The sequence below is a fragment of the Streptomyces sp. NPDC037389 genome (genome assembly GCF_040636475.1).
Taxonomy (GTDB): domain Bacteria; phylum Actinomycetota; class Actinomycetes; order Streptomycetales; family Streptomycetaceae; genus Streptomyces; species Streptomyces hesseae.
Genome location: NZ_JBEZUS010000028.1, coordinates 22,135 through 28,184 on the forward strand (window position 1 = coordinate 22,135; position 6,050 = coordinate 28,184).

A 6,050-nucleotide genomic window follows, 5' to 3' on the forward strand; every position below is an offset into this window, starting at 1 on the left:
GGGTGTCAGTGCGTGGGAGACTCCGGCCATGCCCCCGCTCCCGCGCCGCCGGCACCCCGTCCCCGTTCTCGCTTTCGCGGCCGTCGCCGTGGGCCTGGTGGCGGCCCTCTCCGGTGCCCCGGCCGGGGCCGGGGTGGCGGCCGGCGGGCCGCGCTACCGCGACGCCCACGCCCCCGTGGACGAGCGGGTGGCCGACCTGCTGCGCCGGATGACGCTCGACGAGAAGATCGGGCAGATGACCCAGATCGCCGTGGTCAAGCTCCAGGGCGACTGCGGGGAGAAGGGCGGCGGCGAGCTGAACGAGCGCTGCCTGGCGGCCGTTCTCCGCGACCGCGCGGTGGGCTCGGTGCTCTCCGGCGGTGGCAGCGGCCCGCCCGTGAACACGCCGCGCGACTGGGCCCGCATGGTCGACGCGGTGCAGAAGTACGCGGTCGAGCACAGTCGGCTGGGCGTTCCCGTCCTCTATGGCGTCGACGCCGTCCACGGTCACAACAACGTCCTCGGCGCCACGATTTTCCCGCACCAGATCGGCCTCGCCGCGACCTGGGACCCGGAGCTCGTCCGGGCCTGCGCCGAGGCGGCCGCCCGGGCCGTCGCAGCCACCGGCGTCGACTGGACGTTCGCCCCCGTCGCCGACCTCGCCCGCGACCGGCGCTGGGGCCGCTACTACGAGACCTTCGGAGAGGACCCGCTGCTCGCCGGCGCCCTGGCCGCCGCAGCCGTACGCGGCACCGAGAACGCAGCCGAGAACGCAGCCAAGAACACCGGCGGTGCCAAGAACGTCGCCGCGACCGTCAAGCATTTCGCCGGCTACTCCGAGCCGTCCAACGGCCACGACCGTGTGCCCGCCGACGTCTCCCTCCGCTATCTCCAGGACACCCTCCTCACCCCCTACCGGGCGGCCGTCGAGGCCGGGGCGAAGACCGTCATGGTCAACTCCGGCGCGCTCAACGGCATCCCCGTCACGGCCTCCCGCCATCTGCTCACCACGGTCCTGCGGGAACGGTGGGGCTTCACCGGCGTCACGGTCAGCGACTGGCAGGACATCCGGGCCCTGTGGACGACGTACAAGGCGGCCGCCGATTACCCGCACGCCGCCGCCCTCGCCGTCGACGCGGGCGTCGACATGGCCATGGAACCCTACGAGGCGGGGGAGTTCGCCGACGCGCTGCGCACGGCCGTACGGGCCGGGCTGGTGCCCGGCCGCCGGATCGACGAGGCCGCCGGGCGCGTCCTGCGGCTCAAATTCACCCTGGGGCTCTTCGAGCGACCGTATGTCGACGCCGAGCGCGCAAACACGGAAGTCCTGGGCGCGGGGCGGGAGCTCGCCCGGCGCGCCGCGACCGCCTCGCAGGTGCTGCTGCGCAACGACAAGGGTGTCCTGCCGTTCGGGCCGGCCGTGCGGAAGATCGTCGTCACCGGCGCCCACGCGGACGATCTCGCCGCCCAGTCCGGCGGCTGGACCGTCGGCTGGCAGGGGCTTCCCGACGGGGTGCGGATCCCGGGCACGACCGTGCTCGAGGGCATCCGGCAGGCGGCCCCCAAGGGCACCCGCGTCGTCCACGCCCCGGCCCCGGCCGACGCCGTGACACAGGCCCGTGACGCCGATGCGACGGTCGTGGTGGTGGGGGAGCGGCCGGGTGCCGAGGGCGGGGCCGACAGCCCCCGGCCCGAACTCCCCGCGGACCAGCGGGCGCTGGTGCGGTCGTTGAAGGAGACCGGCCGCCCGGTCGTGGTGGTCGTCCTCGCCGGGCGCCCGCTGGTGCTGGGCGACGCGGACGGCACGGAAGGGCTGCTGATGTCCTGGCTGCCGGGAGGGGAGGGCGGGCGCGCGGTCGCCGATGTCCTGTTCGGGACGGTCGGCCCGAGCGGCCGGTTGCCCGTCTCATGGCCCCGGCGGGCCGGCAACGAGCCCCTCTACTACCAGCAGTTGCCGGGCACCGACGCGGGCGCCGAGTCCCGGCACGACGTGGCGTACGACTTCGGGGACGGCCTGTCGTACACCGGTTACCGCGTCGAGTCGCTCGCGCTCGACGCACCCTCCGTCCCGGCCGGCGCGGACGTCGGGATGACGGTGCGGGTGCGCGACACCGGGCCCCGCGACGGCGAAATGATCATCCCCGTCTACGTTTCACGGCCGGTCGGCGACGTACTGTCGCCGCCGCGCAGGCTCGTGGCCTTCACCAAGGCGCGCCTGAAGGCAGGGGAGACGCGATCCGTGCGGCTGACCGTGCCGTCGAAGGTGCTCGCGGTCACCCCCGGCGACATCGACGGGGCCGGTCCGCCGCGCGTCGAGCCCGGGCCGTACGTCTTCGGCGCCGGGGCGCGGACGGCCGCGCTGGAGATCACCGGGAGCCCGGGAGAGGGCGCGCGCTCCTGGCGGAAGCCTGTGCGCCCCTGAGACGGATCAGGCCACCCTCCTCCTGAAGGATGACGCCCCGGCAGGCCGTACCCAACTCGCGTCGGATGCGCGAATGCAACCTTCCGGGGATGTTCCCATCACTCGGGACTGATGGGGTGGGAAGGGTGCGAAGCCGTACACCTGACACCGGACGGGCCGGGGCCCCGGGCGAGGATCCGCTCAGCGCGGAACTGGCCACGGCGGTCCTGGGTGCCCGCAGGAGGGCCGCGCGCGACGGCGACCTGCAGGTCGACACCGCCCACCTCCTGCACACCCTGCTGGAGGCCGACCCCGCCGCCCGCCAGGCCTTCGAGGGCGGCCCGGCCCAGGTCGCCCGCCTGCTGGGCTATCTGGTGCAGCGCACCATCGGCTACGGCCTGCGCTGGAGCGGCACGGTGGAGGACTCCGGCGCCCTCCCCTCGCTCGCCGGGAGCCCCGTGCCGGGCTGGTCGCCCGCGGCCGCCGGCGCCATGCGGGAGGCCTGTACCCGGGCCGGCGCCCGGGGCGCCGCGCGCGTGGCGGGGACCGATCTGCTCGCCGCCCTGGTGCGCGATTCCCGCTGCCGGGCGGTCGAGGTGCTGCGCCGGGCCGGCGTGGACCCGGTGGCGCTGGGCGAGCGACTGGACGGGGCCGCCCACTGCGAGTGCGGCTGAATCCTTTCCGCGATGGGCCCGGCCAAGGGCTCCCGCGAAGGGCTCCGGCGAGGCCCCCGCCCAAGGGGGTTGCCCTGTGGCCGCCCGCCCGCCTAGGGTGCCGATCATGCCGACGACCGCTGTTCTTCCGCCTCCCGCCGCCTAGCGCGGGCGGCCGTTTCCCGGAGGACCCGGGCCCTGACAGGCCACGGGCCGATCGCCGCTGCCCGCATACGGAGTACGCGATCACCGAAGTCTTCCGCGGGAGAACAGAACAGTCATGCGCAACTCCTCTCTTCCGGCCTGCCCCGTTCCGGGCGGGCCGTCCGACGGCGTGTCCTCGCACACCGGCCCCGGACTCTCCGTCAACCAGGGGCTGGCCTGCGTCGTCGTCGCGGGCGTCGCCTGGGGCACGGCGGGCGCCACCGCCGCGCTCGCCTCCGCCGGCAGCGGCCTGGGCCCCGTCGCCCTCACCTTCTGGCGCACGGTCGGCGGCCTCGTCCTGCTGCTGGCCGTGCGGGCCCTTCGGCCCCGGCCCGTCCGTCCGGTGCGCGCGCCCGAGACCAAGCGGCGCCGGGCGACCCGTCTCCTGATCACCGGCGGCGGTCTCGCCGTCTTCCAGGCCGCCTACTTCGCGGCGGTCGCCGGGACAGGACTGGCGGTCGGCACGGTCGTCACCCAGGGAGCCGCGCCGGTGCTGGTGGCCCTGGCCGGCAGGCTCTTCATGGGCGAGCGGCTCGGCGCGGGAGGCCGGATCGCGGTCGCCGGGGCGCTGACCGGACTGGTGATACTGGTGCTCGGCCGCGACGGCGCGGGCACCGTGCGGTCGGCCGGGGTGGCCTGGGGGCTGGTGTCGGCCGCGGCCTACGCGCTGCTCACCCTTTACACCCGGCGCCTCGGCAGCGAGGGCCGGGCCACGGACCCGTTCACGACGACGCTCACCTCCTTCGCCGTGGGCGCGGTCTGTCTCCTGCCTCTCGCCGCAGCCGAGGGGCTGTGGCCCCGGACTCAGGAACTGGGGCGCACGCTGTGGCTGCTGGGGTACCTGGTGACGGTGCCGACGGCGCTGGCGTACGGGCTGTTCTTCGCGGGCCTGGTGGCCGTGCGGGCCACGACGGTCTCGGTGATCACCCTGCTGGAGCCGGTCACGGCGGCGGCGATCGCCGTGACCCTGCTCGGTGAGCGACTGACCGCCGCGACCGCGCTGGGCACCTGTGTGCTGCTGGGCGCGGTCGCGGCCCTCGCCCTCGCCGAGGCCGGCGGGGACGGGCGGCGCACGGGGGCGGCACGTTCGCGGCGGCGCCCGGAGGCCGCGCGGTCGCGACCGGTCAGCGGCCGGTGAGGTAGTCGGGCACGGGGATACCGGGGGCGAGGTCGTCCGCCGGGACGGGGGCGCCGTAGGCCGTCGTCACGGGGACGACCCCGCTCCAGTGGGGGAGGGCCACGTCCTCCTCGTCGTCGGCCGGGCCCGCGTGGCGGACCTTCGCCGAGACCTCGGTGAGGTCGACGCGCAGCACGGCCGTGGCGGCGAGCTCCTTGGCCGACGCGGGCCGGGAGTCCGCCGCCCGCCCCGGCACGACCTGGTTCACCAGGGCGTCGAGGGCCTCGGTGAGCTCGGCCGGGTCGGTGACCCGCCGGGCCGTGCCGTGCACCACGACCGAGCGGTAGTTGAGCGAGTGGTGGAAGGCGGAACGGGCCAGGACGAGCCCGTCGACATGCGTGACTGTCACACAGACGGGCATGCCCGGCTCCCGCGCCTCGTCCGCCGAGCGCAGGGGCCGGGAGCCGGTGGAGCCGTGCACGTAGAGGCGGTCGCCCACGCGCCCGTAGAGGGTGGGCAGGACGACGGGTGCGCCGTCGCGGACGAAGCCGAGATGGCAGACGTAGCCCGCGTCGAGTATCTCGTGCACCAGGTCGCGGTCGTAGGACGCGCGGTCGCGGTAGCGGGTGGGGGTCGTGCGCTCGGTCCGCTCGTACTGCCCGTCGTACTGCCCGGCCCCGGAGGCCGGCGCGGCGGCCGTGGAAGAAGGCATTGCGTTCTCCATTGCACTAGTGCATAGTTAACTTTGTGCTAGGAGAGTATCGGATCGAAGGCCGTCGCGCAGTGGACATCTCCGCGAGCGTGGAACGCGCGGTGGGGGCGGGAAAGCTCGCCCCCGGCGAACTCCTGCCGCCCATGCGGGAGTTGGCGGTTGAGCTGGGGGTCAATCCCAATACCGTCGCCGCCGCCTACCGCACGCTGCGCGACCGCGGAGTGATCGAGACGGCGGGCCGGCGCGGCAGCCGGGTGCGCGAGCGCCCGGCCAGCACCCATCGCGAGCTCATCCGGGTGGAGGCGTCGGAAGGCGTGCGCGATGTCGCGGGCGGCAATCCCGACCCGGCGCTGCTGCCCCCGCTCGGCGAGGCCCTCGCCGCGGCCGCGGAGCGCTCCCGCCGCAGACCCGTGCTCTACGGCGACCCGGCCGTCGACACCGACCTGGAGCGCATGGCCCGCGCCGCCTTCACGGCCGAGGGCGTCCCGGAGGGCCCGGTGGCCGTCACCTCGGGCTCGCTCGACGCCATCGAGCGGGTGCTGAGCGCGCATCTGCGGCCGGGCGACACCGTCGCCGTCGAGGACCCGGGCTGGGGGAGCCTGCTCGACCTCATCCCCGCACTCGGCCTGCGCGCCGTGCCCGTCGCGGTCGACGACGACGGACCGCTGCCGGAGGAGGCCGACCGGGCGCTGCGCCGGGGAGTCCGGGCCATGGTCGTCACCGACCGCGCGCAGAACCCGACGGGCGCCGTGATCGGCGAGGCGCGCGCCCGGGAGCTGCGGGCCGTGCTCGCCCGTCATCCCGGGGTGCTGCTCATAGAGGACGACCACGGCCACGGCATCGTCGATCTGCCCCTCCGCCCCCTCGCCGGGGTCACCGACCACTGGGACGTAGCCGGAGAAGGTCCACACCACCTTCGCCGGGTCCGTACGGGACGTGATGACCGGCAGGTCGGCGGGCGGCGGGGCGATGCGGTTGCGAAGT

Annotated in this window: 5 protein-coding genes; 4 read left to right on the forward strand and 1 reads right to left on the reverse strand. The window is 75.3% G+C overall.

The features are described from left to right. Positions 1-28 precede the first annotated feature (28 nt). The 3 genes from AB0E98_RS33030 (at position 29) to AB0E98_RS33040 (ending at position 4,375) form a co-directional block, all read left to right on the forward strand. Positions 29-2,401 carry a glycoside hydrolase family 3 N-terminal domain-containing protein gene (locus tag AB0E98_RS33030; RefSeq protein ID WP_361710052.1) on the forward strand — a complete coding sequence of 791 codons (2,373 nt, stop codon included), beginning with the start codon at positions 29-31 and terminating at the stop codon, positions 2,399-2,401. A 125-nt stretch (positions 2,402-2,526) separates the two neighbouring features. Further along, entirely contained in the window at positions 2,527-3,054 is a 528-nt protein-coding gene (locus AB0E98_RS33035) for a Clp protease N-terminal domain-containing protein (protein ID WP_361710054.1), read from the forward strand. 259 nt (positions 3,055-3,313) lie between these two features. Beyond that, positions 3,314-4,375, forward strand: a complete 1,062-nt coding sequence (locus tag AB0E98_RS33040) for an EamA family transporter (protein ID WP_361710057.1) — start codon at positions 3,314-3,316, stop codon at positions 4,373-4,375. On the opposite strand, the gene AB0E98_RS33045 is transcribed toward AB0E98_RS33040, so the two are convergent. Then, positions 4,362-5,066, reverse strand: coding sequence for a pyridoxamine 5'-phosphate oxidase family protein (locus AB0E98_RS33045; protein ID WP_361710060.1), 705 nt, complete (start codon positions 5,064-5,066; stop codon positions 4,362-4,364). The genes AB0E98_RS33040 and AB0E98_RS33045 overlap by 14 nt on opposite strands. A gap of 35 nt (positions 5,067-5,101) precedes the next feature. Here AB0E98_RS33045 and AB0E98_RS33050 point away from each other — a divergent pair. After that, positions 5,102-6,050: aminotransferase class I/II-fold pyridoxal phosphate-dependent enzyme (locus AB0E98_RS33050; RefSeq protein WP_361710062.1), on the forward strand; the 949-nt coding region annotated here is incomplete at its 3' end.